This window comes from Dolichospermum heterosporum TAC447, assembly GCF_024584745.1.
Classification (GTDB): Bacteria; Cyanobacteriota; Cyanobacteriia; order Cyanobacteriales; family Nostocaceae; genus Dolichospermum; species Dolichospermum heterosporum.
Map to the genome: position 1 here is coordinate 532,616 of NZ_CP099464.1, position 25,432 is coordinate 558,047.

A 25,432-nucleotide genomic window follows, 5' to 3' on the forward strand; every position below is an offset into this window, starting at 1 on the left:
AGTTCAAGAGATGGAATTTTCTACTTTCATACATCAATTCAGCAATGCCTCTTAATCTAATGAAGTACAAATTTATCTGCGTTTATCTGCGTCTATCCTCTTCCATCTGCGGTTAATTCCCTCCCATTATGCCTCACTTGAAGAAGATAAAAAAGAAGTCAGGGGTCTTATTTATCTTTCCCAAATTAAGTTCATTGCCTTTTTTATGATTTCTTCTTGTTGGACTAATTTGCTTAATTCTTCTGCTTCGTATTGACCTTCAAAAGCTTCGATTGCTGCTTTTTCTAATGCTAAATCATAAGCATCTTCTAGGGTTTCTGCTAATTCTGTTTCACTCATGTAAGTTCCTTTCGCTTTTTCACGGGAATTACTGCGTTGAATTTGTTTGACAGAATTGCGAATAGAAAGATTCCAAGACCTAGTGGTGCGATTTTCAGCAGCTTGTTTAATTAGGTGTAGAAGTAAAATGATGCCATAGCTAAATATTTTATTCAGTTTATCAGATTTGCTCATTTCTTCTAATTCTTCGACAATCAATAAGGCTTCTGTGATATTGCCTTGGTGCAGGAGTTCTTTGAGTGTAAGTAGTTCTTCCATTTGGTTGATTTTCCTAATTTTTCATCGCTAAGGTTAATCCGTCGGCTATGGGAACTAAACTCAGGGTAATTCGGCAGTCTTGATGTAATTTGCGATTCAACGCCCTAATTTTATTAGTTTGATTATCTTGTATTTCTGTATCTGCAACTTTACCTGACCACAACACATTATCAATGGCAATTAATCCACCGGGACGAATTAATTCAAGACATTGCTCATAATAATTATCATAGTTACTTTTGTCAGCATCAATAAACGCAAAGTCAAAAGTTTCCGCTTCCCCTGCTGTCAATAACTTATCTAATGTTTCTAAAGCTGGGGCAATATGCAAATCAATTTTATCAGCTACTCCCGCTTCTTGCCAATAACGTCGAGCTACACTGGTATACTCTTCACTAACATCACAGGCGACTATTTTACCATCTGTGGGTAAAGCCAAAGCCACTACTAAGGAACTATAGCCAGTAAATACACCTACTTCTAAGGTTTTTTTTGCTCCTATTAACTTAATTAATAATGCCATGAATTGCCCCTGTTCAGGAGATATTTGCATGATAGACCTGGGCATTTGAGCAGTTTCTTGACGCAGTTGGGTTAAAATAGCTGGTTCGCGCAGGGAAATTGAAAGCAAATAATCATATAGGTTTTGTTCTAAACCCAGGGTCTGTTTTGACATGATTTATATTAATTATTTTATGATAGTTCTTCCTTGTCAGTTCTATGATAACAAATTTAAAATCAAATGTCAACCCCCAAATCCTCTTTTAAACCCGACTCGTTTTAAAGCGTGTTTCAAAATTTATTTATTGACAAAGTTCTCAGTTTCGACTATGCTTATGTTATGAGTGAAAAAGTGTGCGCCCATATATATAAGACTTTTATTTATCAAATTATTCAAAGCAGTAAAACCAACGTTTATAAATGATTCATGCTTTCAAGAACTTGGGTACACAAGACATTTTCGATGGTAAAGATTCTAAAGCTGCTCGAAAAACCTGTCCCTCATCCCTTTGGAAGCGTACAGTTCGTAAACTAGATCAATTAGACTCAGTTACAAGCCTAGAAGATTTAAAAATTCCCCCAGGTAATTGTCTAGAAGCATTAAAAGGTGATAGAGAAGGTCAGTATAGTATTCGGATTAATGATCAATATCGAATTTGCTTTTTTTGGCAAGAATTAGGGGCAGATGCTGTGGAAATTGTAGATTATCATTGAGGTATTAATCACATTTATGAAAATCCCAACCCATCGTCCTCCTACCCATCCTGGAGAAATGTTATTAGAAGAGTTTATGATCCATAAAGGTTTAACACCCCAAAAAATAGCTGAGTCTATTGGTGTTACAGAACAGCAAATTGTAGATTTAATAGCAGGTAAACAGCATATCACACCCAGTTTAGCACTGCGGTTATCCAGGTTTTTTGGTATATCTGTTGATTTCTGGATGAATTTACAAGTTCGCTGGGATCTATATTATGCTCAACAAGCAGAAGCAGAATTTCTGAATACAATTAATCCTTTTGTCGCTTAATTGTCTGAATCAGGATGTCCAGGATTTGAGGATTTACAGGATGTGATTTAAGGATTGTTTTTGAGGAAGTGGGGATTTTTTTGTCTGAATCAGGATGTTCAGGATTTGAGGATTTACAGGATGTGATTTAAGGATTGTTTTTGAGGAAGTGGGGATTTTTTTAGTCTGAATCAGGATGTTCAGGATTTGAGGATTTACAGGATGTGATTTAAGGATTGTTTTTGAGGAAGTGGGGATTTTTTTGTCTGAATCAGGATGTCCAGGATTTGAGGATTTACAGGATGTGATTTAAGGATTGTTTTTGAGGAAGTGGGGATTTTTTTGTCTGAATCAGGATGTTCAGGATTTGAGGATTTACAGGATGTGATTTAAGGATTGTTTTTGAGGAAGTGGGGATTTTTTTGTCTGAATCAGGATGTTCAGGATTAAAGGATTTACAGGATGTGATTTAAGGATTGTTTTTGAGGAAGTGGGGATTTTTTTAGTCTGAATCAGGATGTTCAGGATTAAAGGATTTACAGGATGTGATTTAAGGATTGTTTTTGAGGAAGTGGGGATTTTTTTGTCTGAATCAGGATGTTCAGGATTTGAGGATTTTCAGGATGTGATTTAAGGATTGTTTTTGAGGAAGTGGGGATTTTTTTGTCTGAATCAGGATGTTCAGGATTAAAGGATTTACAGGATGTGATGGAAAGATTGTTTTTGAGGAAGTGGGGATTTTTGGAAGTTGGAATATTTTAAAGATGTTGTTTTATGCTCTTCTTTAGATGGTTAGTTTACAGCATTTTCGCAATTACCAATTACCCATCCTGGATATCCTGATTCAGACAAAATCATCTCCAAAATCCTCACAAACAATCATTAAACAACATCCTGAAAAATCCCAACTTCTCACAAACAATCATCCAACAACATCCTGTAAATCCTGTAAATCCTGGATATCCTGATTCAGACAAAATCATCTCCAAAATCCCCACAAACAACCATTAAACAACATCCTGAAAAATCCCAACTTCCCACAAACAATCATCCAACAACATCCTGTAAATCCTGAAATCCTGAAAATCCTGATTCAGACAAAATCATCTCCAAAATCCCCACAAACAATCATTAAACAACATCCTGAAAAATCCCAACTTCTCACAAACAATCATCCAACAACATCCTGAAAATCCTGAAATCCTGGATATCCTGATTCAGACAAAATCATCTCCAAAATCCCCACAAACAATCATTAAACAACATCCTGAAAAATCCCAACTTCTCACAAACAATCATCCAACAACATCCTGAAAATCCTGAAATCCTGGATATCCTGATTCAGACAAAATCATCTCCAAAATCCCCACAAACAATCATCCAACAACATCCTGAAAAATCCCAACTTCTCACAAACAATCATCCAACAACATCCTGAAAATCCTGAAATCCTGGATATCCTGATTCAGACAAAATCATCTCCAAAATCCCCACAAACAATCATTAAAAAACATCCTGAAAAATCCCAACTTCCCACAAACAATCATCCAACAACATCCTGTAAATCCTGAAATCCTGAAAATCCTGATTCAGACAAAATCATCTCCAAAATCCCCACAAACAATCATCCAACAACATCCTGAAAAATCCCAACTTCCCACAAACAATCATCCAACAACATCCTGTAAATCCTGAAATCCTGAAAATCCTGATTCAGACAAAATCATCTCCAAAATCCCCACAAACAATCATTAAACAACATCCTGAAAAATCCCAACTTCCCACAAACAATCATCCAACAACATCCTGTAAATCCTGAAATCCTGAAAATCCTGATTCAGACAAAATCATCTCCAAAATCCCCACAAACAATCATTAAAAAACATCCTGAAAAATCCCAACTTCTCACAAACAATCATCCAACAACATCCTGAAAATCCTGAAATCCTGGATATCCTGATTCAGACAAAATCATCTCCAAAATCCCCACAAACAATCATTAAAAAACATCCTGAAAAATCCCAACTTCCCACAAACAATCATCCAACAACATCCTGAAAATCCTGAAATCCTGAAAATCCTGATTCAGACAAAATCATCTCCAAAATCCCCACAAACAATCATTAAACAACATCCTGAAAAATCCAAAATCCCCACAAACAATCATCCAACAACATCCTGAAAAATCCCAACTTCCCACAAACAATCATCCAACAACATCCTGTAAATCCTCAAATCCTGAAAATCCTGATTCAGACAAAATCATCTCCAAAATCCCCACAAACAATTATCCAACAACATCCTGAAAAATCCCAACTTCCCACAAACAATCATCCAACAACATCCTGAAAATCCTGAAATCCTGAAAATCCTGATTCAGACAAAATCATCTCCAAAATCCCCACAAACAATCATCCAACAACATCCTGAAAAATCCCAACTTCTCACAAACAATCATCCAACAACATCCTGAAAATCCTGAAATCCTGAAAATCCTGATTCAGACAAAATCATCTCCAAAATCCCCACAAACAATCATCCAACAACATCCTGAAAAATCCCAACTTCCCACAAACAATCATCCAACAACATCCTGAAAATCCTGAAAATCCTGATTCAGACAAAATCATCTCCAAAATCCCCACAAACAATCATCCAACAACATCCTGAAAAATCCCAACTTCCCACAAACAATCATCCAACAACATCCTGTAAATCCTGAAATCCTGAAAATCCTGATTCAGACAAAATCATCTCCAAAATCCCCACAAACAATCATCCAACAACATCCTGAAAAATCCCAACTTCTCACAAACAATCATCCAACAACATCCTGTAAATCCTGAAATCCTGAAAATCCTGATTCAGACAATTTTACCCCTTGACAAAGTTCTCAGTTTCGACTATGCTTATGTTATAGGTGGAAAAGTATGCGCCCATATATATAAGGTTTCCACATCCAGTATTTATCCAAAAAGAATTACGCCTAACTGCGAGGCAAGAGAAAAGAAAAAAGAGCAGAGGGCAAAAGAGCAAGAGTATAAAGGGCTACTAAGTCCTCTCCGCACCACTACAAACAACCCGAAAACCGATATTGAAGTAGTAGCTATCGAGGTTGTAGCTACTGCGATAAGCAGAACGGCAAAAAACAGGAAGGTGGTCCCACGAACCACCGCGCATAAGCTTGCAAATACTTTGATTTATCAAAGCATTGCCATTTATAGGCGCGTCTATATAATTTTTCTGCCAATCATCTTCGCACCATTCCCACACATTACCGTGCATATCATACAAACCAAAAGCATTAGGGGGAAAAGTTCCTACATCTGTGGTTTGTTCTCGATATTGTCCTTTTGGTGCAGCAGTGTAGGCAAACTCACCATTATAGTTTACCAAATCTGGGGTAATACTTTCACCAAAATAAAAAGGTGTCGTTGTTCCTGCCCTACAAGCATACTCCCATTGTGCCTCACTGGGTAACTTATAGTTTTTACCTGTTTTTTGGCTTAACTTTTGACAAAATGCCACTGCATCATTCCAACTCACACATTCAACAGGAAGATTATTACCTTTGAAGCGAGCAGGGTCATCTCCCATGATAGCTTGATATTGTGCTTGAGTCAAAGGATATTTACCGATAAAGAAGCTGGGAACATTAACTTGATGTTGGGGACTTTCATAACGGAATCTTCCCTCGTCATTTTCCGGTGAACCCATGTAAAATGTCCCTGCGGGTATTTCCACCATTTCCAACATCACCCCATTTCCCAAATCTTCGACAAAGTAATTTGCTGAGTGGTTGCGTCGGTTGATAATGCTTCCTTTTGCGTTCGTTGTGACAACTTCAAAAGTGAAAGTTTTCAGGTTAGTTAAAAACCTCTCTCCAAACCTCTCTCCTACAAGGAGAGAGGCTTTAATCTCCCCATTGCCTTGTAGGGAAGGGGGGTTAGGGGGGTTAGGTTTTTCTGTTTGAATACCTAAAAACGTAAACCATTCTCTAATAGACTGAGGACGGTTTTGATAATCTAACTCCATTCCCTTGAGAATAGCATCATTTACCTTTTGACTAATTTGAGAATTGTATTTTTGCGGTGGTTCAATCGCCATTTTCATATCTAGCATTATCTTAGCATTCAGATAAGGACTAGGCAGAGGAATGAAAGGAGGTTCATGAACGGCGATAATTACATATAATGTGGCTGCTAAAGCATAGATATCTAAAGCGGGAGTGAAATTACTTCTATTTTCAAATTGTTCTGGTGGTGCAAAAACGGGAGTTTTGGCATTTGTTAAACTCATCAATTCGGCAAAGTTGACTTCTCTGGCTAAACCAAAATCAATTAATATGGCTTTATTGTCAGATTCTCGCAGTAAAATATTCGCAGGTTTAATGTCTCGGTGCAGATAATTACGACTATGAATATAACTTAAAGCCTCTCCAATGCCTTTAATAATTTCTAAACCCGCACTTTCACTAAAAACACCATTCGCGTATAAATATTGTTCTAAATTTTTGCCTTTGACATATTCCATCACCATACAAGATAAACCATTTTCTTGAAATAGTTCAGGATACACTTTGACAATGTGAGGATGATCAAAGGTAGCTAATACCATCGCTTCAGTGTTAAACTTGTCCTGTTCTTCTGCTAAAAATTCTCCAAAACCTTCTGTATTCCCATATTTATCTCGATAGCGTTGTTTCAAAAAGGAGACGTTGAGACTTTTGATAGCTACTTGTTTTTTGCGTCTATGATCTTGCGCTAAATAGGTAATACCAAATCCTCCCTGTCCTAGAGTATCAATAATTTCGTATTGTCCTCTTTTGAGTAGTTGCCCTGGGGTAAAATAAGCCATAATAAAATTTAATTTGTCTGAATCAGGATGTCCAGGATTTGAGGATTTACAGGATAAAGAGGAAAATAATAATGTTGGTGGTTGAAAAGTCTATATATATGGGCGCACACTTTCCCACTCATAACATAAGCATAATACAATCTTTGAGATTTGTCAAGTCTTGATTGTCTGAATCAGGATGTCCAGGATTTGAGGATTTTCAGGATGTGATTTAAAGATTGTTTTTGAGGAAGTGGTGATTTTTTTGTCTGATAGCGAAGTGTGGCGCAAGCCATATCAGGATGTCCAGGATTTCAGGATAAAGAGGAAAATAATAATGTTGGTGGTTGAAAAGTCTATATATATGGGCGCACACTTTTCCACTCATAACATAAGCATAATACAATCTTTGAGATTTGTCAAGTCTTGATTGTCTGAATCAGGATGTCCAGGATTTCAGGATTTTCAGGATGTGATTTAAAGATTGTTTTTGAGGAAGTGGTGATTTTTTTGTCTGATAGCGAAGTGTGGCGCAAGCCATATCAGGATGTCCAGGATTTCAGGATAAAGAGGAAAATAATAATGTTGGTGGTTGAAAAGCCTATATATATGGGCGCACACTTTTCCACTCATAACATAAATATAATACAAGCTTTGAGATTTGTCAAGTCTTGATTGTCAGAATCAGGATGTCCAGGATTTCAGGATTTTCAGGATGTGATTTAAAGATTGTTTTTGAGGAAGTGGTGATTTTTTTGTCTGATAGCGAAGTGTGGCGCAAGCCATATCAGGATGTCCAGGATTTCAGGATAAAGAGGAAAATAATTATATTGGTGGTTGAAAAGCCTATATATATGGGCGCACACTTTTCCACTCATAACATAAATATAATACAAGCTTTGAGATTTGTCAAGTCTTGATGTGAATTAAATTGTCTGAATCAGGATGTCCGGGATTTGAGGATTTAGAGGATAAAGAGGAAAATAATTATGTTGGTAAGTAGTGAGACAGAATTAGTTACACAATGTCATTGCGTTAGCGCAGCGTGGCGTTAGCCATATGAAACGAAGTGAAATGAAGCAATTCCAAGGGTTGTGATTGCTTCCCTTCGCTCGCAATGACTTTAAATATTTTTGTCCAATTACTTAGTTGAAGAGAACAGGAAAATCAGTTATGTAATTAATTCCGTCTCATTACTTAAAATCTATAGCGGTTCTCAATCTCTGCGCCTCTGCGCCTCTGCGTGCAAAAAATCATCCCATGACACCAAATCCAGGGAGTTTATGTAGAGATGTTGCAAAGATATAATTTTCTGAAGAAAGTGCTTATTCGCCCTCTAAAATTGAGGATTATTCTATAAACTTACTCGCGTCAGAGGAGGTATTCATGAGCCGTCCAATTATTCTGGGTATTGTTGGTGATAGTGCTGCGGGGAAAACAACTCTGACTAGAGGGATTGCTCAGGTACTAGGTCCTGAAAATGTGACTATTATCTGTACGGACGATTACCACCGTTACGATCGCACACAACGGGCAGAAATCGGCATGACGGCGCTGCATCCTGATTGCAACTATCTGGATATCATGCAGCAGCATTTATCGCTATTACGGACAGGACAGGCGATTCTGAAGCCGGTTTACAGCCACTCTACAGGGACTTTTGAACCACCGCAATATATCAAACCCAGTAAATTTGTGATTATTGAAGGGTTACTAGGTTATTCTACCCGTGTAGCCCGTGATGCTTATGATGTTAAAGTCTATCTTGCTCCTCCTGAACCACTTCGCGCTGATTGGAAGGTGAAACGGGATACTCAAAAGCGCGGTTATACTCCAGAACAGGTATTAGCGGAGTTAGACAAGCGCGAACCAGATTCAGAAAGGTATATCCGTCCTCAGCGACAATGGTCGGATATTGTAGTCAGTTTCTATCCTCCCAGTGATGAGGCTGATGACACTAATGGACGTTTAAATGTGCGCTTGGTGCTGCGTCCTTCGATTCCCCACCCTGATTTTACGGAAATTATTCACGCTGGTCGTAGTGATTCCCAATCAGCTATCCGCTTGGGACTGGATAGAGATATGGGAAAACCGGTGGATGTTTTAGAGGTTGACGGTCATGCAACTTTGGAACAGGTGAATAAAATCGAACGGATTATGTGTAATGATATGCCGTATTTAAATAATGTGTGCGATCGGGAAAGTAATCCAGAATTGGGTAGAATTGCAGGTACAACTGGAGAAACACTACAAAGTTATCCTCTCGCCCTGACTCAGTTAATTATTACCTACCATATGCTCAAAGCTACGCAAATTTACCAGTAATTCATAGGGAACAGAAAAAACTCATGTTTTTAAACATGAGATTGAAATAATGACACTGTTTTTTTCGTGCTACCCATCTTTGACAAACATCTTGTTTTTGACTGAAGCTCTAAACTGGTGCAAATGATTGTTTCTTAAGTAATTGGACAAAAATATTTACAGTCATTGCGAGGGAAGCAATCACAACCCTGGCTATTGCTTCATTTTACTTCGTTCCATATGGCTAACGCAATGACATTATGTAATTAATTCTGTCTCACTACTTATCTGTTCCCTGTTCCCTTCTTTTGCCAAAAAGGAATAAGTTTGACGATAACCCAATTATTTCTAATTCAAAATCCCCAATTGGTATGACTTATTGCCTAAGAATAGCGGACTTACCGGAAAATGAACGCCCTCGTGAAAGGTTAATGACTCACGGGGCAAAGATTTTAGCTACAGCGGAATTAATCGCCATTTTGCTAGGTACTGGTCAGGGACCTGGTAAACTCTCAGCAGTTGGTTTAGGGCAATATATATTACAAGAATTGGGTAAAGGTCAGTGTGACCCCTTAGCTGCTTTACGAAATATCTCCCCCGCTGAGTTGATGGAAATTCCCGGTGTGGGACCAGCAAAAGCGACAACTATTTTGGCAGCAATTGAATTGGGTAAACGGACTTTTTTATCTCGTCCCTCCGACGGAACAGTAATTGATAGTCCTATTGCTGCGGCTGCGGTGCTGAGTCAAGACTTGATGTGGCAAAATCAAGAAAGATTTGCCGTATTATTATTGGATGTGAAAAATAAGTTATTAGGCACAAAAGTGATTACAATTGGCACAGCAACGGAAACTTTAGCCTCCCCCCGTGATATTTTCCGAGAAGTTATTCGTCAAGGTGCTACAAGAGTAATAGTTGCCCATAATCACCCTTCTGGTAGTTTAGAACCCAGTGAAGCAGATATCGAATTGACTCGTCAATTATTAGCCGGGGCAGAACTGTTAGCTATTTCCATTTTAGATCATTTAATCTTAGGTAATGGCACTCATCAGAGTCTACGAGAAATTACAACTTTATGGGATGATTGTCCGCAAATTGATTGATATTTCTACCTTTTTTCTACGTCTCCTAGTGCTTTCTCTGTGGGTGCATTGGGGTTTTTAGCCCGGTTATTCATCCCCATCAGGTTCTAAATCTTCCTCTGTTAACTCCTGATGAGGAACAGCCGCAATAATTGCATCTATGACTTTACCTACTGGTAATATCTCTATACCAATTTCAGGAAATTTTGTGCCTTTAGGAACGATCGCTCTTTTAAATCCCAGTTTTGCTGCTTCCTTTAATCGTAGTTCCATTTGGGAAACCGATCGCACCTGTCCCCCTAATCCTACTTCTCCAATTAAGACTGTACCAGGATCAACGATGCGATCGCGGAAACTGGCAACTATGGCAACGGCAATTCCTAAATCTACTGCTGGTTCTTCTACATTTAATCCCCCCGCAGAAGCAACATAGGAATCTAATTTGGACATAGGAATACCCACACGCTTTTCTAATACGGCGAGTATTTGCACTAACCGATTGTAATCTATGCCTGTACCTGCTCGGCGAGGAGATGGATAACTTGTAGGGCTAACTAAAGCTTGTAATTCCACTACTATTGGTCTTGTTCCTTCACAAGCTACTACAATAGCTGTACCTGGAGCCGGATCATCACGATTGCCTAAAAATAATTCAGAAGGATTATCAACTTCCCTTAATCCTTGAGACACCATTTCAAATATACCAATTTCGTGTGTTGCTCCGAAACGGTTTTTTACAGTTCTTAATAATCTGTGGGAAGCAAAGCGATCGCCTTCAAAATACAATACAGTATCAACTAAGTGTTCTAATACTCTCGGTCCGGCAATCGTGCCTTCTTTGGTAACATGACCAACAATTAACATCGTAATATCTTCATGTTTTGCCACCTTCATCAAGGCTGCGGTACATTCCCTGACTTGAGCCACTGAACCCGGTGCTGATGTCAAAGCTGGTAAAAACACGGTTTGAATACTATCTATTACTGCCACATTGGGCTTTAAGGAGTCTATTTCTCGTAAAATTTCTTCTAAATCCGTTTCTGGTAATATATATAGATCCGCGCCTATACTGTCAGGATCTATAGGTTGTTGAGGATTTGTCACTGGTGCTTCCGGATCTTTGTTTTGATGATCTTCTTTGACGATAAGAGGAGGTTTGGACATTCCCAAGCGAGAAGCACGCAATTTTACTTGTTGTCCAGACTCTTCTCCTGTAACATAGAGAATACGATATTTTTGTGCTAATTGGTTAGATACTTGTAGTAGTAAAGTAGATTTACCAATACCAGGATCACCACCAATTAATACCATTGAACCGGGAACAACACCACCGCCTAAAACTCGATCTAATTCGCCATAACCGGACTCCCAACGAGCAATTTGGCGATCGCTAATTTGGTCAAAAGTCAGAGATGATCTAGCTTTAGCTGGTTTACCATGAGACTTACTATGACCTCCAGCTTGCCAATTTCCCACCCCACCCCGGCCAGGTATATCCCCCAGAAAAGAGCTAATATTCTGCTCAACTAAAGAATCGTAAGTGTCACAATTTGAACATTTTCCGAACCATTGGGAGAATTCCGCTGCACAATTACTACAGATATAAATGGTTTTTGGCTTTGCCATGCTTAAATTTTAGATAATAATCTTAATTTTTCATTAATTCTTGGAAAAAACCGAAATTTAATCGTAGTAATAGTTAGAGCTTTTTCCAAATCAATTCATGTAATGATATCTTAATATTATGATATTTAAAATTAATCATGAAAAATTTTAGTTAAGGAGCATGACAAAACTTGGAAAGTCATAAAGAAAAAATCCTAGTAGTAGACGACGAAGCCAGCATTCGTCGGATTTTGGAAACACGCCTTTCCATGATTGGCTACGATGTGGTGACAGCAGGAGACGGAGAGGAAGCTTTAGAAATATTTCGCAAAGCTGAACCAGACCTGGTAGTTTTAGATGTAATGATGCCAAAACTCGATGGTTATGGCGTTTGTCAAGAATTACGCAAAGAATCGGATGTCCCTATTATTATGCTCACCGCCTTGGGAGATGTCGCAGATCGCATCACCGGGTTAGAATTGGGTGCTGATGATTATGTCGTTAAACCATTCTCACCCAAAGAACTAGAAGCGCGGATTCGTTCAGTATTGCGACGGGTGGACAAAACAGGTGCAAACGGTATTCCTAGTTCCGGGGTAATTCATGTTAGCACCATCAAAATTGATACAAATAAGCGTCAAGTTTATAAAGGTGATGAGCGGATTCGCTTAACCGGAATGGAATTTAGCTTATTAGAATTGTTAGTCAGTCGTTCGGGTGAAGCTTTTTCCCGTTCAGAAATTCTGCAAGAGGTATGGGGATATACTCCTGAACGCCATGTAGATACTCGTGTTGTGGATGTACATATTTCCCGATTACGGGCAAAATTAGAAGATGATCCCAGCAACCCTGAACTAATTCTCACCGCTAGAGGTACTGGTTATCTTTTCCAACGCATCCTAGAACCGGGGGAAGAGTAGGCGGGGGAGTGGGGGGGCAGGGGGCAGGGGGCAGGGGGCAGGGGGCAGGGGGCAGGGGAGCGGGGGAGCGGGGGGAGTAGGGGAAGTGGGGGAAGTGGGGGAAGTGGGGGGAGAAAGAATTTTCCCAATGACCAATGACCAATGACCAATGACCAATGACCAATGACCAATGACCAATGACCAATGACCAATGACCAATGACTAATGACTAATGACTAAATCAGATCCTAATCGAGTTTTACGGCGTTTACCCTTAGTTGTTGGGGGTTTAGGTGCTGTGCTTTTGTTAATGAATCGGTTGTTAACACCGCAACTGACAAACTCCCAAGCACGAGGAGATGTGCTGGGGGTAATTCTGAGCGCGGTGTTAATTTTAACTGGGTTAATTTGGCAACAGGTACAGCCGCGTACACCTGAAACAGTAGAATTGATTGGGGAAGAGGGATTTTTTTTAGCAGCAGATTTACCAGAAGCCGCGAAAATAGAACTAGCTTGGGCATCGCGGTTATTATTAACAAATACAGTGACGCGATCGCTCATAGTCTACTATCAAGGTAAAGTTTTATTACGTCGTGGTATTCTGGCTGCTAAATCGGAAGTAGTCCCAGGAACAATTTTAAAAAAAGTATTAGAAACTCAAAAGCCAATTTATCTAGTTGCTTTGTATGTTTATCCTGGTAAAATCGAATTTGATTATTTGCCAGAAAATACACAAGGTGTAATTTGTCAACCTATTGGTAAAGAAGGGGTTTTAATTTTAGCGGCAAATGCTCCCCGCAGTTACACTAAACAAGAGGAAAACTGGATTGCTGGAATTGCCGATAAATTAGCTGTAACGCTTGGTAATGGGTAATGGGTAATTGGTAATTGGTAATGGGTAATTGGTAATTGGTAATTGGTAATTGGTAATTGGTAATTGGTAATTGGTGATAAAATCCCTGTCTTCATCCTCTTCATCCTTTAATCCTGGACATCCTGATTCTGACAATAATTATGCAAATTATTTATTTACTCTTAGTAGCTGTAATGTTTGTGGGGATTATTGGTGCTGTAGTTCCAGCCATACCTGGAAGTAGTTTGATTTTAATATCTATTATTATTTGGGGAATCGTGAGTAATTCCTTTGCAGCTATTAAAATTCCCCTGATTGTGACAATCATTGTTTTACTTCTGAGTACAGGAGTTGATTTCCTTGCTGGTTATATTGGAGCAAAACAAGCCGGGGCTAGTAAGTGGGGACAAATTGGCGCATTTGTGGGTTTGTTACTGGGATTTTTTGGATTACTACCAGCTTTACCTTTTGGTGGACCATTACTAGGAATTTTATTTGGACCATTGTTAGGCGCAATTGTGGGTGAGTTCCTTTATCAAAGACGATTATGGCCTGCGGTAAAAGCTGGGATAGGAATTACTGTGGGAACGGTTGTGGGGAATTTGATTCAAGGTGTTTTAGCTATCAGTGCGGTGATAGTATTTTTATTGACGACTTGGACACAGGTATATGGTGGTTAATGATCAAAGTTTGTCTATCAATCAAAAATCAGGTGAGCAGTTGCGCTTTAGTTAATAAACGCAACTAGTAAATTAGACTAACATAAACCAGCTTTTGCTTCTTTGGAAATCGCTTCTACCTCGTCATTCACCAAAGTTTCTAGAATAGATTTAGCTTCATCACTTCCCAAACGGGTTAAAGCTTGCACAACTCTGTAGCGTACTTGCCAATCTGAGTTAGTGCTGTATGGAAGTAAGAGGGCAACTGCTTTTGGATCTCCCAATTCACCAAAGGAACTAATAGCGGCAGTTTGAATTAAACCATTATCGGATGCAAGCGCTTGAGTAAGTAATTCAAAAGCTCGTGGATCTCCTAATTCTCCCAATGTGGCAATAATGCTAAACTGGACTAGCCATTCTGGTGTTTCCTGGTAAAGCTTTTGTAAGTCTTCAAAAGCGTCATGCAATTTTAGCGCACCTAAACAGTCTGCTGCGGCTGCTTGCACATCTGCTTCAGGATCATGTAGTAAACCCCGTAAGATAGTCAAGGATAATGGTAAATCCTGTGTTCCCAGGGTATCCATTTGACTTACAGCAGAATAACGGACACGCGCACTTTTATCCTGAATGGCAATTTGGACTAATTCTAAAGCGATTTGTGGTTCTAGATCCCGAATTTGGTTAACTGCACGCAAGCGATCGCCTAAATTGTCAGAACGCAGTAACTCTTTTATACTATCAGCAGATACACTCATAAGAATACCCGGTAAGTGGGAAACTCAGCGTCTTTAGACCTGAGAGGGAAACGACACGAGCGGTTTTAACCGCTGTGGATATTAAAATTAAAACCAGATTTTTGATTGGAACCTGGAAACCAACTCCCATTTCTGGGGTAATGTTAGCTAGATGCCTCCGGCACGCTGCGCGAACGACCAGTTATAAGAGCTTTTTAGACTTGCAACACTGTTTCAGTGACCTTAAAACTGTTTAATTGCAAATGACAGAGCAGGGAACTAGCAACGCATTCCGGGGTGTCGTGACTCAAATAACGGCTACCATGAGAGTAAACTCAGGGTGGTCTGGTCAGTACGGCTTACTTGATTACTCTTGCAAGCCCAGTCCCTTTAGGGCTGGGTTACTGACTTAATAGTCCCTTGTCAGTTGTCAGTCGTCAATTGTCAGTTGTAAAAGAATATTGCTCTTACTTCCCCACACCTAGTAGTTCGTCAAATTTATTTTGACGGGTAATGATCGGAAAAAACTTCTGTTCTTCCCTCCCCTACCTCCCCTACCTCCCCTACCTCCCCTACTTCCCCTACTTCCCCTACTTCCCCTACTTCCCCTACCTCCCCTACCTCCCCTACTTCCCCTACCTCCCCTACCTCCCCTACCTCCCCTACCCCCCCTACTTCCCCTACCTCCCCTACCCCCCGTCATTTCCGGGTTGACAGACTACTAGTCAGCAGCCATAGTGCGAACAATATCACCACGAGTTAGAATACCAATGACCTTACCCAAACTGTCAAGGACTGGGAGACGGTGAACTTTGTGATCTTGGATTAATTTCGCCGCTTCTCTTAATGGTTTATCAGGAGAAATAGTCAGGGGATTTTTACTCATCACTTCTCCTACTGTTTGTCCTAAAGCTTTATGTAGATCTCGTTCATACGCACCAGGATTTTGTAAATAAATCACGCTATCCAAAATCATAATATATGCAGGAGGAGTCACACCTGTTTCTTGCCACATCAAGTCTGTTTCGGAGATAATTCCCACTAGTTTACCTGCGTCATCAATTACAGGTAAACCGCTAATTCGTTTTTCTGCCAAAATTTGGATAGCTTCTTTTAAGGGAGTTTGAGGATGGACGAGGATAGGATCACGACTCATCACTTCAGCAACAGTTTTAGACATTTTTTTAACTTGCACCTTTTATAAAAGTCTTTTTCACTATTGTAGAAAATTATCGGTGACAAATAAATACTGTTAATAGATTGTTACTTTTCATCTGAAAATGGATTTACCAGAAACCAGATGAGGAGCAGAAAAAGGAAATATTGACAGGGATAAATAAGAGTAAATATGTCTTGTTAAAAAAGAAGATAATTTACCTGTGAAGCAAAAAGAGAAATTGAAAATGGTTCAGAAAGTCTTTCTAGTTATAGAGAAAATACACCTACTTAACGAGGAACTTCGAGGTAGTTATTCACTTCCCCCCTCTAAAATTATCGAAACCCTTGATCTGTCCTAAATTTTTAATTCCTAAATTTGCTTTGGTATCTGGGGAATGTGGGATATAGTTATAATGCGTGGAGATTTAAATGTGGGTTATAACCTGCTGAATGTACGAAAGGAATTTGTACGGTTGGCTCACCCGAAAGTTACGCCAGTGGACAAGAAGTAGTATTCTACCTTGGTGGAGGCGGGAAATAAACAGCAATGTATGGCTTGCGCCACGTTGTGCTATCAGCATTGTCTAAGTTTTATGGAGCAGAAGTTGTGACCCAGGAATTTCACCTTTCCGCAACGCCGGTGGGGCAAAATGATTATCTGGTGAGGACGGAACAAGTTGCGCCTGGGGTGCCAGTGGCAGAAGAACTGGTACATTGGCCTGTGGCTGAGTGGTTGACTGCCGCAGGGGATTTAATGGATGATCCCTTGCAGTCGGTGTTGCAGGGGAATATGGTAGCCAGAAACTCTGTTAACTTGGTAGCCTTGGGACAAGATTTGTATAATGCGTTGTTTCAAGGAACGCTGCGGGATAGTTGGATTACTGCCCAAGGTATTGCCCAAAATCACCAACAGGTGCTGCGGCTAAGATTAGGACTGAAGGATACGCGATTGGCGCGGTTGCCGTGGGAAATTATGCACGCTGGCGATCGCCCTTTAGCTACTGGGCCTTATATTACCTTTGCCCGTTACCAAAGTGGGATTGCCCCACCATCCCGGTTACCAACTCATAATCTGCCCATGTCGCCGGAAGCACGGGGGATAAGAGTGTTAATGGTGATTTCTGCACCTACTGATTTAGTCCGGCTGGATTTACTCAAACAAGAAGCCATTAATCTCAAGGCAGAACTGCGCCGCCAAGCATTAAAGGTGGCTGATGGTAATCATCATCTCCCAGAAATTGAATTAACTGTTCTAGATCAACCGGGACGGGAAGAACTTACCCAAGCCTTAGAACAGGGACATTACCATATTCTCCACTATTCTGGTCACAGCAATTTGGGTGGCAATGGTGGGCAAATTTATTTAGTGAGTAAAAAAACTGGTTTAACAGAAACTCTCAATGGAGATGATTTAGCTGGGCTACTGGTGAATAATAATATTCAAGTGGCAGTGTTTAACTCCTGTTTGGGGGCATATCGAGCGAGGTCTGAGGTAGCGGAAGACTCAGGGGAACGGAATTTAACTGAAAGTTTGGTAAAACGAGGAATTAGAAGTATTTTGGCGATGTCAGAACGCATCCCTGATGAGGTGGCACTGACGCTGACACAGTTACTTTACCGCAATTTGGGTCAGGGCTATGCTTTAGATTTATGTGTAAGTCGAGTCCGTCAAGGTTTAATTTCTGCATATGGTTCTCAACAGATGTACTGGGCTTTGCCGATTTTGTATCTTCAGCGAGAATTTGATGGTTGTTTGACACCACAAGTTAATTTATCTGGCTATTCTGAGTTGCTGAACGAGTATCAGCCACCTAAACTGACTAATAGTGATAATTATTCTGCTGTAGCCAGTAATCTAGAAAATATAATGGCTATAGATGATATTCTTAATCCTAATTTTGCGGAGGAAAGGACGGAGATAGACTGGCTAGGGGAGGATACTTGGGGTGATCTTGTGGATGAGATTGAGTATGATGACCCTAGCTATAATGAGGACTCGGCAATAGTTTCTGATTTGTTCCGTCAGCTTGGCAATCCGGTGGCTAAACCAGAAGAACCAAGCATGAAGGCGGAATTAATCGAGGAGAGTCATCATTATCAGTCGGAAATGCAGGTTGCCCCCACGAAACAAAATTTAGATTGGGAAAATGTCCCCACTCAAATTACACCAACTCCTTTGAATTTTGAGAAGCGTGAGGTAAATCCTCAGTTATCACCGTCACCTGTTACTCCCAAGGGTAATCGCTCTTACTGGATGAAATCACCCTTGTTGCTATATGGTTTGGTAGGAGCAGGTGTAATTACTATAATTGTGGGGATTGGTTGGTGGTGGCATCAACGACAAGCACAGAAGTCTTCTGATGTTCCACCAATTCCTGGAGAAAATTTCACGAGTAATCAGTATCCACCCATTAATTTAGCTAATTCATCTACGGGAATTGTCACAGCTACAGCTACGGCACAGTTGAGTCAAGGTAATTTAAAGTCTGGGTTGGATGCTATTAATGAATTACTAAATCGTGGGGCTTTTACGGCTGCGGAAACGGCTTTAAATTTGATTCCTGTTCAGGATGCTGAAAATCCATCTGTGAACTTTTTCCGGGGGCGGTTAGCTTGGCAGTTAGTCCAAACGAAAAATAATAAGTACAGTATTGATGATGCCCGTCGTTATTGGGCTAGGGCTGTACAAAATCAGCCAGATTCTCTTTTGTATAATAATTCTTTAGGATTTGCCTATTATGGGGAGGATAATCTCAATTATGCTAATGATGCTTGGTTTAAGTCGCTGAGTTTGGCTTTAAAACCTCAACAGAATCAAGGTTCAAGTCCAATGAAATATCCCCAAATAGCGGGAGAACCGGAGGCTTTGACGGCTTATGCTGGGTTAGCTTTGGGTTTATATAAATCGGCGAAGAATCAACCTGCTGATAAACGCCAGCAATATTTACAGGAAGCGATTAAACTGCGGCAGATGGTGATTCAAAATGCACCCGCAGACTTTACTATTGAGAGGTTATCACAAAATTGGCTATGGACGGAACAGGCGATCGCTGACTGGCAGAGTCTGGGACAGGCGAAGTGATCACTTTTGCCAAAAAATAGTCCATAATGGGAAGTGTAAAAAAAGTGCGAAATCCCATACATCAGGCTGAAATTAAATAACTATGGCTGTATTCACACCGTGAGACAATGAATCTGCTTAGATATATAAACGACGTTATTAGAAGTCAGGAATCAAAAAAATGAAAAAAGTAGAAGCCATTATTCGTCCATTTAAATTGGATGAAGTGAAAATCGCCTTAGTTAATGCGGGCATCGTCGGGATGACAGTTTCTGAAGTTCGGGGTTTCGGACGGCAAAAGGGTCAAACTGAACGCTATCGGGGTTCGGAATATACTGTGGAGTTTCTCCAAAAACTGAAAGTGGAAATTGTGGTTGAAGATGCCCAAGTTGATATGGTTGTAGATAAAATTATCGCCGCCGCCCGTACTGGTGAAATTGGTGATGGTAAAATTTTCATCTCCTCCGTTGAACAAATTGTGAGAATTAGAACAGGTGAAAAGAATACTGAAGCTGTGTAAGTAGTCAGTAGTTAATACTGTGGATTAAAAAATAGCGTTGCTGATTCCCTGACTGTGACAACAGAAAATCAGCAGCGTTTTTTTATCTTTATTTGACAGAGTGGGTAAGTAATTGCCAATTACTTACTTGCTTTAAGTCATTTATTTTGCCCGCAAAGATATATTGGAGTGCAGTGCGTGTTTGTAAATATCGGAGTTGACGGTTTCGCACTGCTAGTATCAAGGTTTCCATTTTAATAGGATACCCAAAATAATAAAGTGTGTTACTAACTAGGTTAGCATTGAAAATTGTCGTTTTGGGAAGGCAAGAGGCAAGAGTAAAGAAGCTTTGGGCGATTTTACTTTTCTTTACACACTTTGGTTTTATTGTGTTCACCTACTTACACAGCCACTATTGCGATCGCTCATACAGCGATTTCCAATCATATAAGGTACATCTTAGCCCCCTCATCGCACCCCCCTCAATCCCCCCGCAGCGGGGGGAAGAAAAGGATAAGCTTTTGATACTGGAGGGGGTTGGGGGTGGGGTTCTTGTTCCGGGTTTGATGACAATTTGTTATAATATTCGATACATCATTTTATTACCCGTAATTACTGCCATGAATAGGAATTCGGTTTGAATCACTGTGTTAAATTTTGCCACAGGTCAGGCATAATCCTGTTTATGTTGATTATTAGCCATAGTCAGGCGATGACCACCCTCTATGGACACACTAGAATTATATGTTGGTGAAGGACAAACTGTACAGAAAGGACAAGCGATCGCTGCTGTTCTACAGGCTTGAGTAGTGAGACAGAATTAGTTACACAATGTCATTGCAAATGGAACGAAGTGAAATCAAGCAATCGCCAGGGTTGTGATTGCTTCCCTTCGCTCGCAATGACTGTAAATATTTTTGTCCAATTACTTACACCCGTTGACCCAGCAAATTACTCATAATTTAATTTTATTTAAATTCAAAAAGTATGCTATGGTAATAGAGATATAAGGGCGCGTGGCTCAGTGGATAGAGCAACAGGTTCCGGTCCTGTAGATCGGGGGTTCGAATCCCTCCGCGCTCATTTTTATTTTCTTTGTACTTTTACTTAATTTGTCTCAAAAAAACTACAATACCACCTGAAATTAACGAAACTCCCAACCAAATTAAAGGTTGTACTAAGCCAATTTTTGTTCCTTGCGGATTCTCGTTGACATTTTGCCCCAGTTGAGAAATATCTACAGCCTTTCCTGTAGCCACAGTGACAACAAACTTTAACTCAAAAGGTTTAAAACTTCCCTCAATCACAGGTTTACCACTCAATTGCAACTGATAAGCCCCTGGTTTGGGAAAAGTTACTTCTGTTCCTGGTATGCCTTCATACCGTTCAGCCTGAATAGATTTTAATCGAGGTTCAATTAATGCTGGTTCTCCTGCTACATGAGGTTCAGCATAAATAGCCAACCGACAATTACAATCTTTTAAAGGAATTACCTTACCACCCTTTCGCGTCAGGGCAAACCAAGTTTGAGTAACTTCCCCCGCGCGGGGATTATCATTAGGTTCTAAATGGACAGTACCACCCACATCCTCGGATATTTTCACCGTGTGGGCTAAAACTTGAGTATTTGTAGTAACTATCAAACTAGATAAAATTAATAATAATAGATACCTGATTTTGCTGTTACATTGAGTAGAACGAGTCAATTTACCGCGACTTATTGGGAGGAACATAAAATTTTTCTAGATGTAAATATAACCAAAAATACCGTGAGCGCACTAATAATACAGCAGAAATAATTATCCCCAGAAACACGGCTGCCAACTGGTTTTGCCAACTTAATCTGAAAGCCCCCAGGTAATGAGAACCAATCATCAGCGTATGAATAGCACTCAATAACAAAGCTGGTACACTCAGGAGATGAATTTGTCGCCAACGCTTACCTAATGACTTTTGCAGAAAGTCGAAACTTGTACAAGCAGCAGGAAGCATTAATAATAATGCCATAGCTCCTGCAATCATCCCCCATTGAAATTCTAACTTTAAAAACCAAAAAGCGTTGAAATTCCACGCTAGGGAGTGTTCAAAATGATGAATAGTATGTACCCCAGCCAGAACAAAAGCCCCAACTCCCAAAGCTCGACGGTAACGCAGAGGTGCAGACCAAAAACTATTCACAGGACGGGCAATCAATGAGAGAATTAAACAAATTAGAGACGCGTGTCCGCTATAGTCTGTCATGGTATCCCCTGTTCGTAAGAGGGTAATAGCCCCAATTATTAGAGTTACCCAACCACCCAAGCGAAATAATTGACTGCGGCGATCTTTACTCATTAAAGCCGTAGAAACACCTACACCTAGCATGATGGGCAGCGTGCCAATTCCGAAAGCTAACATTGTCGCTGTTGCTTGCCACAAATTCCCTGTGGCAGCAGCCTTAATTTGAGCCGCATATAAAAAACCACATGGCATTAATCCCCATGTCATACCCAAAAGTGTCGGTGTCCACCATTGAGTTTGTGCAGATAACTTGAGCATGGCTGCACTGAGACGGTTGTGTAAATTTCCTTTTAAGATGGGGTGTAGTAGGGGAATATGCGGTAATAAATCTGGTTTCACCTGTCCTAAACCAAACCAAATCAGAGTTATGCCTGTAATTATGGCTATCCAACGCCGCAAATCACTACCGACTCCTGCAAGTTGCCCACCTTCTACTAATACGGAACTGATTGTGCCAATACCAGCACCTACTAAAGCGTAACTCAACATTCGCCCCAGGTTGAGTAAGGTATGAAACTTTAATTGCTGTTGCCAAGTTGGATTTTCCTGCTGTTTAGAAAGAGAAAAAGCTACTGTTAAGGGTCCACACATTCCAAAGCAATGTCCAAAACTGCCTAAGAAACCTAGTAATGTGATGAGTAATAAATCTAGCATATTCATGATGGGAACTGGGAATTGGCAATTAGACATCTCCAAAAAAGATGCTAGAGACATTCCATAGAATGTCTCTACAAGGGTTTCAGATCAAGCATCTTTAATTTCTGGAGATGTCTATTGGGAAAGTATACTTTTTACATCTCTTATCATCATGTCCATGTCAAAAGACAATCTGTCAAACTTGGTGTAGTTTTATATTTGATTTCCTATGGTTGGGTTTAAATTATGATCAAAAAATGGCTTTGGAAGACGATGAACGTATTGCCAAACCGTCCCTGATTGGCAGCAACGGTTGAGGGATTTTGTTGATCAACTTATTGAAGACTCGGACAAACAGTAATATATGGATAGTTATGGGTAGAAATTATCAAGCTGTTTCTACCCCCCTTTATAAGGGGGTAAACCGGAAAAATTAAGTAGTGAGACAGAATTAGTTACACAATGTCATTGCAAATGGAACGAAGTGAAATGAAGCAATCGCAAGGGTTGTGATTGCTTCCCTTCCCTCGCAATGACTGTAAATATTTTTGTCCAATTACTTAGTTCACTAACTTTGAGCAATACCTTCTTCCCGTGCGGCTTGTTGGACAGCAGCAGCCACAGCAGTAGCAACACGCCGATCAAAGACAGAAGGAATAATATGTTCCCGGTTCAAGTCCGAGGGTTTAACTAAAGATGCGATCGCATTGGCAGCTTCCAAACACATATTAGTAGTAATTGTCCTAGCCCGACAATCTAAAGCCCCACGAAACACCCCAGGAAACGCCAGGACGTTATTAATTTGGTTGGGGTAGTCACTTCGACCTGTAGCCATGATAGCGACGTTTTTAGGGGCTAATTCGGGTTGAATTTCGGGAATGGGATTAGCCATTGCAAACACAATTGCATCCTTCCTCATTCCCTGTACCATTTCTGGGGTTAAAACTCCCGGTGCGCTGACACCAATAAACACATCTGCACCTTGAACTGCACCGGCTAAAGTTCCTTGGGCTTTAACAGCAAATTCCAGTTTTTCAGCGGTTAAATCGGTGCGATTATGGGAAATAATTCCCTTTGAGTCACACATCAAAATGGTTTCTGCACCGGCTTTGCGGAGTAACCGAGCGATCGCTACCCCAGCCGCACCCGCACCATTAATCACAATGCGGATATCTGCAAGGGATTTCTGCACGAGTTTCAGAGCATTAAATAAAGCCGCTAAGGTGACAATGGCTGTACCATGTTGGTCATCATGAAAAATCGGGATATTTAATTCCGCCCGCAGTCTTTTTTCAATTTCAAAACAGCGGGGGGCAGCGATATCTTCCAAATTTACACCACCAAAAACCGGGGCGATATTTTTAACTGCTTTGACAATCTCATCCGTATCTTGAGTATCTAAACAGATGGGAAAAGCATCAAGTCCAGCAAATTCCTTAAACAGCATCGCTTTCCCTTCCATCACGGGTAAAGCCGCCGCTGGTCCCAAATTGCCCAAACCTAATACTGCACTACCATCAGTGACGATTGCCACCGTGTTCTGTTTGATAGTCAGATTATATACTTCTTCTGGATTTTCGGCGATCGCCTTACAAATGCGACCAACCCCAGGAGTATAAGCCATAGCTAAATCAGAAACACTTTTGAGCGGAATTCTACTCACAATACTGATTTTGCCACCCCGATGTAAATTAAAGGTGCGGTCATAAACATCAATTACCTGAATATCTGGTAATCCCTTCACCGCCTGTACAATAGTTTCTGCGTGTTCCGTACTCGCCGCATCAACAGTCAGATCACGGATGGATTCTTGACGGCTTTGTTCAATTAAATCAATTTGTCCGAGATTACCACCAGTGGCAGCGATCGCTTGAGTAACAGAAGCTAACATCCCCACGCGATTGGGAATTTGTAAGCGCAATGTCACACTAAAACTAGAATTAGGAGTAAGATTTTCCATGTGTGCTAACCTCTATTTTAAATTTTAGATTTTATAGTGAATTGCTACGGGAAATTTTATTTTCCCAAAAAACCATGTCATCCAAATTAATCGGATTTCCAGAATTATTAAACGCAGATAAACGCAGATAAACGCAGATAAGGATGGATGAATTCATTCTTACCTCTTAGGGAACACCAAAAAATAAATTACCCAATTTTGTGGGATGGGCATCCTGCCCGTCCTTGATGATTAGCGGGCAATTCGTCCCGCACCACCAGAAATTTTTGGGTATTTTTTTAATTGGAAGTCTCTTGCCTCTTACCTCTTGCCTCTTGCCTCCTCCCCGACAACTTACGGCAATAGTTCGGGGAGAGTAGTTTCTAGTTTCAGACAATTAGCACCATTCACCTGTAATTGATACTCTACCTTATCCATCAACCGATTCATAATTAACCAACCATAACCACCTTCTTGCTTTTCTGTGGGATTGGGAGGAAAGTAAGTAGATAAATCAAAACCTTCACCATAATCCCAAATCTCTATAGATAAATCTCGGTCTTTCAGTTCTAACCGCAGTAAAATTGTTAATCCAGGCTTGTTTTTATGGGCATGACGCACAGCATTAGAATATCCTTCTGTTAAAACCAAGCGTAGGCGACCTGATTGTTTGATCCAATCAACAGATTCCCCTAGTTGTAATTGTAAACATCCGAATAACCATTGTTCTGCAATATTGATGAAACTTAGGTCACTGGGAACATGAAGTTCACTTTTCAT

The 25,432-nt window shown here is 40.3% G+C and carries 22 protein-coding genes and 1 tRNA gene; 11 read left to right on the forward strand and 12 right to left on the reverse strand.

The window, feature by feature from the left end; genetic code table 11:
• Nucleotides 1-171: 171 nt before the first annotated feature.
• Together NG743_RS02325 and NG743_RS02330 are read right to left on the reverse strand one after the other, a co-directional pair.
• The gene (locus NG743_RS02325) at nucleotides 172-597 is read right to left on the reverse strand and encodes a DUF29 family protein (RefSeq protein ID WP_027400707.1); all 426 of its coding nucleotides are present in this window, start codon (nucleotides 595-597) and stop codon (nucleotides 172-174) included.
• A gap of 13 nt (nucleotides 598-610) precedes the next feature.
• Entirely contained in the window at nucleotides 611-1,273 is a 663-nt protein-coding gene (locus NG743_RS02330) for a class I SAM-dependent methyltransferase (protein ID WP_193962994.1), read from the reverse strand.
• A 245-nt stretch (nucleotides 1,274-1,518) separates the two neighbouring features.
• On the opposite strand from NG743_RS02330, the gene NG743_RS02335 reads away from it, so the two are divergent.
• Complete coding sequence (locus NG743_RS02335) at nucleotides 1,519-1,812, forward strand: type II toxin-antitoxin system RelE/ParE family toxin (RefSeq protein WP_193962995.1); 294 nt, start codon at nucleotides 1,519-1,521, stop codon at nucleotides 1,810-1,812.
• Between the two features lie 16 nt (nucleotides 1,813-1,828).
• Nucleotides 1,829-2,128 (forward strand): HigA family addiction module antitoxin, encoded by a 300-nt coding sequence (locus NG743_RS02340; RefSeq protein ID WP_096670912.1) that lies wholly within the window; start codon nucleotides 1,829-1,831, stop codon nucleotides 2,126-2,128.
• A gap of 3,030 nt (nucleotides 2,129-5,158) precedes the next feature.
• On the opposite strand, the gene NG743_RS02345 is transcribed toward NG743_RS02340, so the two are convergent.
• On the reverse strand, nucleotides 5,159-6,964 hold the full coding sequence (locus NG743_RS02345) for a bifunctional serine/threonine-protein kinase/formylglycine-generating enzyme family protein (protein WP_193964804.1): 1,806 nt from the start codon (nucleotides 6,962-6,964) through the stop codon (nucleotides 5,159-5,161).
• 1,365 nt (nucleotides 6,965-8,329) lie between these two features.
• Here NG743_RS02345 and NG743_RS02350 point away from each other — a divergent pair.
• Nucleotides 8,330-9,268, forward strand: coding sequence for a phosphoribulokinase (locus NG743_RS02350; RefSeq protein WP_027400701.1), 939 nt, complete (start codon nucleotides 8,330-8,332; stop codon nucleotides 9,266-9,268).
• Nucleotides 9,269-9,618: 350 nt separating this feature from the next.
• Nucleotides 9,619-10,350 carry a RadC family protein gene (gene radC / locus NG743_RS02355; RefSeq protein WP_027400700.1) on the forward strand — a complete coding sequence of 244 codons (732 nt, stop codon included), beginning with the start codon at nucleotides 9,619-9,621 and terminating at the stop codon, nucleotides 10,348-10,350.
• A gap of 66 nt (nucleotides 10,351-10,416) precedes the next feature.
• Here radC and radA read toward each other — a convergent pair whose 3' ends face one another.
• Nucleotides 10,417-11,955: a DNA repair protein RadA gene (gene radA / locus NG743_RS02360; RefSeq protein ID WP_027400699.1), complete on the reverse strand. Its 1,539-nt coding sequence runs from the start codon at nucleotides 11,953-11,955 to the stop codon at nucleotides 10,417-10,419.
• Between the two features lie 170 nt (nucleotides 11,956-12,125).
• On the opposite strand from radA, the gene rpaB reads away from it, so the two are divergent.
• Nucleotides 12,126-12,854 carry a response regulator transcription factor RpaB gene (gene rpaB / locus NG743_RS02365; RefSeq protein WP_015079764.1) on the forward strand — a complete coding sequence of 243 codons (729 nt, stop codon included), beginning with the start codon at nucleotides 12,126-12,128 and terminating at the stop codon, nucleotides 12,852-12,854.
• Between the two features lie 211 nt (nucleotides 12,855-13,065).
• Complete coding sequence (locus NG743_RS02370; RefSeq protein WP_257121436.1) at nucleotides 13,066-13,707, forward strand: cofactor assembly of complex C subunit B; 642 nt, start codon at nucleotides 13,066-13,068, stop codon at nucleotides 13,705-13,707.
• Here NG743_RS02370 and NG743_RS02375 read toward each other — a convergent pair.
• Nucleotides 13,681-13,842 (reverse strand): hypothetical protein, encoded by a 162-nt coding sequence (locus NG743_RS02375; RefSeq protein WP_257121438.1) that lies wholly within the window; start codon nucleotides 13,840-13,842, stop codon nucleotides 13,681-13,683. The two genes, NG743_RS02370 and NG743_RS02375, sit on opposite strands and share 27 nt — an antisense overlap.
• Before the next feature lie 5 nt (nucleotides 13,843-13,847).
• Between NG743_RS02375 and NG743_RS02380 the strand changes: the two genes are divergently transcribed.
• The gene (locus NG743_RS02380) at nucleotides 13,848-14,366 is read left to right on the forward strand and encodes a DUF456 domain-containing protein (protein ID WP_027400697.1); all 519 of its coding nucleotides are present in this window, start codon (nucleotides 13,848-13,850) and stop codon (nucleotides 14,364-14,366) included.
• A 77-nt stretch (nucleotides 14,367-14,443) separates the two neighbouring features.
• On the opposite strand, the gene nblB is transcribed toward NG743_RS02380, so the two are convergent.
• Both nblB and NG743_RS02390 read right to left on the reverse strand, forming a co-directional pair.
• Nucleotides 14,444-15,100 carry a phycobilisome degradation protein NblB gene (gene nblB / locus NG743_RS02385; protein ID WP_257121439.1) on the reverse strand — a complete coding sequence of 219 codons (657 nt, stop codon included), beginning with the start codon at nucleotides 15,098-15,100 and terminating at the stop codon, nucleotides 14,444-14,446.
• Between the two features lie 700 nt (nucleotides 15,101-15,800).
• Nucleotides 15,801-16,259 (reverse strand): CBS domain-containing protein, encoded by a 459-nt coding sequence (locus NG743_RS02390; RefSeq protein WP_257121440.1) that lies wholly within the window; start codon nucleotides 16,257-16,259, stop codon nucleotides 15,801-15,803.
• A 585-nt stretch (nucleotides 16,260-16,844) separates the two neighbouring features.
• Here NG743_RS02390 and hetF point away from each other — a divergent pair.
• Both hetF and NG743_RS02400 read left to right on the forward strand, forming a co-directional pair.
• Nucleotides 16,845-19,319, forward strand: coding sequence for a cell division protein HetF (hetF, locus tag NG743_RS02395; protein WP_027400694.1), 2,475 nt, complete (start codon nucleotides 16,845-16,847; stop codon nucleotides 19,317-19,319).
• A 160-nt stretch (nucleotides 19,320-19,479) separates the two neighbouring features.
• Nucleotides 19,480-19,818, forward strand: coding sequence for a P-II family nitrogen regulator (locus NG743_RS02400; protein WP_027400693.1), 339 nt, complete (start codon nucleotides 19,480-19,482; stop codon nucleotides 19,816-19,818).
• A gap of 88 nt (nucleotides 19,819-19,906) precedes the next feature.
• On the opposite strand, the gene NG743_RS02405 is transcribed toward NG743_RS02400, so the two are convergent.
• Nucleotides 19,907-20,050 carry a hypothetical protein gene (locus NG743_RS02405; RefSeq protein WP_160170579.1) on the reverse strand — a complete coding sequence of 48 codons (144 nt, stop codon included), beginning with the start codon at nucleotides 20,048-20,050 and terminating at the stop codon, nucleotides 19,907-19,909.
• A 757-nt stretch (nucleotides 20,051-20,807) separates the two neighbouring features.
• Between NG743_RS02405 and NG743_RS02410 the strand changes: the two genes are divergently transcribed.
• Nucleotides 20,808-20,880 (forward strand) — tRNA-Arg (locus tag NG743_RS02410).
• A 20-nt stretch (nucleotides 20,881-20,900) separates the two neighbouring features.
• On the opposite strand, the gene NG743_RS02415 is transcribed toward NG743_RS02410, so the two are convergent.
• Nucleotides 20,901-21,530 (reverse strand): hypothetical protein, encoded by a 630-nt coding sequence (locus tag NG743_RS02415; RefSeq protein ID WP_027402597.1) that lies wholly within the window; start codon nucleotides 21,528-21,530, stop codon nucleotides 20,901-20,903.
• Nucleotides 21,505-22,731 carry an urease accessory protein UreH domain-containing protein gene (locus NG743_RS02420; RefSeq protein ID WP_193962435.1) on the reverse strand — a complete coding sequence of 409 codons (1,227 nt, stop codon included), beginning with the start codon at nucleotides 22,729-22,731 and terminating at the stop codon, nucleotides 21,505-21,507. The genes NG743_RS02415 and NG743_RS02420 overlap by 26 nt, the downstream gene beginning before the upstream one ends.
• A gap of 113 nt (nucleotides 22,732-22,844) precedes the next feature.
• On the opposite strand from NG743_RS02420, the gene NG743_RS02425 reads away from it, so the two are divergent.
• Nucleotides 22,845-23,030: a hypothetical protein gene (locus tag NG743_RS02425; RefSeq protein WP_152540396.1), complete on the forward strand. Its 186-nt coding sequence runs from the start codon at nucleotides 22,845-22,847 to the stop codon at nucleotides 23,028-23,030.
• Nucleotides 23,031-23,281: 251 nt separating this feature from the next.
• On the opposite strand, the gene NG743_RS02430 is transcribed toward NG743_RS02425, so the two are convergent.
• On the reverse strand, nucleotides 23,282-24,673 hold the full coding sequence (locus NG743_RS02430) for a malic enzyme-like NAD(P)-binding protein (RefSeq protein WP_027400690.1): 1,392 nt from the start codon (nucleotides 24,671-24,673) through the stop codon (nucleotides 23,282-23,284).
• A gap of 333 nt (nucleotides 24,674-25,006) precedes the next feature.
• Nucleotides 25,007-25,432 carry an ATP-binding protein gene (locus NG743_RS02435; RefSeq protein ID WP_027400689.1) on the reverse strand — a complete coding sequence of 142 codons (426 nt, stop codon included), beginning with the start codon at nucleotides 25,430-25,432 and terminating at the stop codon, nucleotides 25,007-25,009.

Excerpts from the sequence above, each read along its gene's own strand:
- NG743_RS02425 (WP_152540396.1), top strand. The coding sequence starts at position 22,845 with ATGTCTATTGGGAAAGTATACTTTTTACATCTCTTATCATCATGTCCA.
- NG743_RS02405 (WP_160170579.1), bottom strand. The coding sequence starts at position 20,050 with ATGGAAACCTTGATACTAGCAGTGCGAAACCGTCAACTCCGATATTTA.
- NG743_RS02325 (WP_027400707.1), bottom strand. The coding sequence starts at position 597 with ATGGAAGAACTACTTACACTCAAAGAACTCCTGCACCAAGGCAATATC.
- NG743_RS02330 (WP_193962994.1), bottom strand. The coding sequence starts at position 1,273 with ATGTCAAAACAGACCCTGGGTTTAGAACAAAACCTATATGATTATTTG.
- NG743_RS02340 (WP_096670912.1), top strand. The coding sequence starts at position 1,829 with ATGAAAATCCCAACCCATCGTCCTCCTACCCATCCTGGAGAAATGTTA.
- nblB (WP_257121439.1), bottom strand. The coding sequence starts at position 15,100 with ATGAGTGTATCTGCTGATAGTATAAAAGAGTTACTGCGTTCTGACAAT.
- NG743_RS02420 (WP_193962435.1), bottom strand. The coding sequence starts at position 22,731 with ATGCTAGATTTATTACTCATCACATTACTAGGTTTCTTAGGCAGTTTT.
- NG743_RS02435 (WP_027400689.1), bottom strand. The coding sequence starts at position 25,432 with ATGAAAAGTGAACTTCATGTTCCCAGTGACCTAAGTTTCATCAATATT.
- NG743_RS02430 (WP_027400690.1), bottom strand. The coding sequence starts at position 24,673 with ATGGAAAATCTTACTCCTAATTCTAGTTTTAGTGTGACATTGCGCTTA.
- NG743_RS02390 (WP_257121440.1), bottom strand. The coding sequence starts at position 16,259 with ATGTCTAAAACTGTTGCTGAAGTGATGAGTCGTGATCCTATCCTCGTC.
- NG743_RS02350 (WP_027400701.1), top strand. The coding sequence starts at position 8,330 with ATGAGCCGTCCAATTATTCTGGGTATTGTTGGTGATAGTGCTGCGGGG.
- NG743_RS02380 (WP_027400697.1), top strand. The coding sequence starts at position 13,848 with ATGCAAATTATTTATTTACTCTTAGTAGCTGTAATGTTTGTGGGGATT.
- NG743_RS02335 (WP_193962995.1), top strand. The coding sequence starts at position 1,519 with ATGATTCATGCTTTCAAGAACTTGGGTACACAAGACATTTTCGATGGT.
- NG743_RS02415 (WP_027402597.1), bottom strand. The coding sequence starts at position 21,530 with ATGTTCCTCCCAATAAGTCGCGGTAAATTGACTCGTTCTACTCAATGT.
- radC (WP_027400700.1), top strand. The coding sequence starts at position 9,619 with ATGACTTATTGCCTAAGAATAGCGGACTTACCGGAAAATGAACGCCCT.
- radA (WP_027400699.1), bottom strand. The coding sequence starts at position 11,955 with ATGGCAAAGCCAAAAACCATTTATATCTGTAGTAATTGTGCAGCGGAA.
- NG743_RS02345 (WP_193964804.1), bottom strand. The coding sequence starts at position 6,964 with ATGGCTTATTTTACCCCAGGGCAACTACTCAAAAGAGGACAATACGAA.
- NG743_RS02370 (WP_257121436.1), top strand. The coding sequence starts at position 13,066 with ATGACTAAATCAGATCCTAATCGAGTTTTACGGCGTTTACCCTTAGTT.
- NG743_RS02400 (WP_027400693.1), top strand. The coding sequence starts at position 19,480 with ATGAAAAAAGTAGAAGCCATTATTCGTCCATTTAAATTGGATGAAGTG.